Origin of the sequence: Schlesneria sp., assembly GCF_036405755.1 — a bacterium.
Classification (GTDB): domain Bacteria; phylum Planctomycetota; class Planctomycetia; order Planctomycetales; family Planctomycetaceae; genus Schlesneria; species Schlesneria sphaerica.
This window is the reverse complement of the sequence record NZ_DASWWZ010000427.1, coordinates 1-2,158: the sequence shown is the minus strand read 5'-3', so window position 1 is coordinate 2,158 and position 2,158 is coordinate 1. Positions and strand designations below refer to the sequence as shown.

Below are 2,158 nucleotides of genomic sequence, written 5' to 3'. Positions count from 1 at the left end.
TCACTCCCGAACTCCAGAGCGAAGATCATATTGGTCGCGATCCCCTGCCGCCCGGACAAGTCTGGTCGATTAGCGCCGGCACACAGGACGAAGGGTCGGGCTTGTACCGAATCGAGGTCACGGAAGGACCTGGAAGCGGCGTCAAAATTCTCAATCGCCCATCACCACCCGCCTTCTCCGAATCGGTCAAGTATGCGGAAGCCAATCTCTATTCCAGATCATCGGAATTGGTTGGAGATCGCAATCCACGTGAACATGAGTTCTCAATCCAATTGCGTGCCTACGACGCTGCCAAAGCAGGCCAGTCTCTCGGTGTTGCTGCACTCATGGCGATGTGCAGCACCCTCATCAACCGGAGCCTGCGTGGTGGACTCGTCGTGGTCGGCGGTTTGAACCTGGGTGGTTCCCTGGAAGTGATCCACAATGCCATCGACGTGGTGGAACTTGCAGTCGAAAAGGGAGCCAGTCTCGTCCTAATACCCGTTTCCGCCAGGAAGCAATTAGTAGATCTCTCCGACGAGATGGCCACGAAAGTCAATGTGCTGTTCTACGGAGATGTTCGGGAAGCTTTTGTGAAGGCGATTGCGGATTGAGTTTGGTATCGATCGCCTTCCAGTTCCTCGGAAACAAAGATGCACGTCTTGTTTTCAAAAAACTGAAAAATTACGCGGAACCAATCTACACGGACTACGCAAGGACAAGGGCCCTCCCCCGGTTCGAATCGTTCACTCAAACCCTTCTGACGAAAGCACCGACTTCCATGCCGATTCAAACCGCTATTTGGAGAATTGGACCTCAGCCACAATTGCTTCCCTCGACGGTGCTCGCGACAGAGCGCCTCTTGGAAGACATGATCGTGGCAGCACCCAATATGCTCTCTGAGGATTGGATGTTGATCGGTCGGCAAGAAGATACGGGCTTTGGCGGCAGAATTGATTTGCTCGCAATCGCCCCCGATGGATCTCTCGTTCTTATCGAACTCAAACGGGATCGCACACCACGAGATGTCGTCGCCCAATCCCTCGATTACGCATCTTGGGTGGAGAAACTGCGTTCCGACGACATATCGTCGATATACAGTCGATTTGCTCCTGAAAAGAACTTAGCGACAGAATTCAAAAAACACTTCGGGCAGGATCTGGTTGAAGGCTCACTTAATCAAGACCATCAGATTGTCATCGTCTCATCCTCGCTGGATGACAGCACCGAACGAATCGTCGGATACTTGAGTGAGCGCAAAATTGCAATAAATGTCTTGTGCTTCCAGGTTTTTAGCAACGGCCCCGAGCAGTTCATCAGTCGTGCATGGCTACTCGATCCCATTCAGACACAAGCCGTTGCGGCGACATCGGACGGCAACAACGAACCTTGGAATGGGGAGTTTTATGCGTCTTTTGGTCAAGGTCCTGAGAGAGACTGGGGTGATGCTGTACAGTACGGATTCATCTGCGCGGGGGGAGGGATTTGGTTTAGCAGGACGTTGCAACTTTTGAAACCCGGTGATCGAGTGTGGGTCAATGCTCCTGGACGCGGTTACGTGGGCGTCGGTCGAGTGTCCGGCCGTTCGCAACCAGCAGCAACTTTTATGGTGAAAACTCAAAACGGCGATACACCAATTTTAAATGTAGCTACGAATGGCTCGTATCATCGAGAGTTGGTTGACAATCGCGAACGCTGCGAATACTTCGTTCCCGTGAAATGGTTGCAGACAGTATCCATAGACAATCCCATTTACGGGGTGGGGCTTTTCGGCAATCAGAATACAGTGTGCAAGCCGACCGCCCCCAAATGGCGTTCTACGGTCGACCGTCTCAAAAAAGAATTCCGCGATTACGACAAACAACTGCCTGAAGTTCCCGCGATGGAATGAATTCCGCTCAATCGGCAAACTGCTCAGACGATCGGCCTCCAAATACGCGACTCGGAGGCAGCCGCATCGTGCTCCTTTTAGACTTGGAATGAATATTCCGAGTGATTGTAGAAACAACTGCTCGTGAATTCTGCCTGTTGCAGAACAGCATCTCTCAATCTAGCGCATGACGACTACCTCGACTGCTTCTGCGTGATTCCCAGCTGAAACACGCACAGCGCATTCAACTACGGCCGCACGGTCAGCAGCCGTCAGATTCGGCCAGCACGCTACTAAGCGGGCCAAGTA

At 52.4% G+C, this 2,158-nt stretch carries 2 protein-coding genes; both read left to right on the top strand.

Translation table 11 applies throughout. The features are described 5' to 3' along the window. On the top strand, positions 1-593 hold a 593-nt coding region (locus VGE80_RS14595), incomplete at its 5' end, for a S16 family serine protease (RefSeq protein WP_440593176.1). A gap of 167 nt (positions 594-760) precedes the next feature. Continuing rightward, the gene (locus tag VGE80_RS14590) at positions 761-1,870 is read left to right on the top strand and encodes an endonuclease NucS domain-containing protein (protein WP_440593177.1); all 1,110 of its coding nucleotides are present in this window, start codon (positions 761-763) and stop codon (positions 1,868-1,870) included. Positions 1,871-2,158 lie beyond the last annotated feature (288 nt).

Bases quoted from the DNA above. Each gene is read 5' to 3' on its own strand.
- VGE80_RS14590 (WP_440593177.1), top strand. From the start codon at position 761: ATGCCGATTCAAACCGCTATTTGGAGAATTGGACCTCAGCCACAATTG.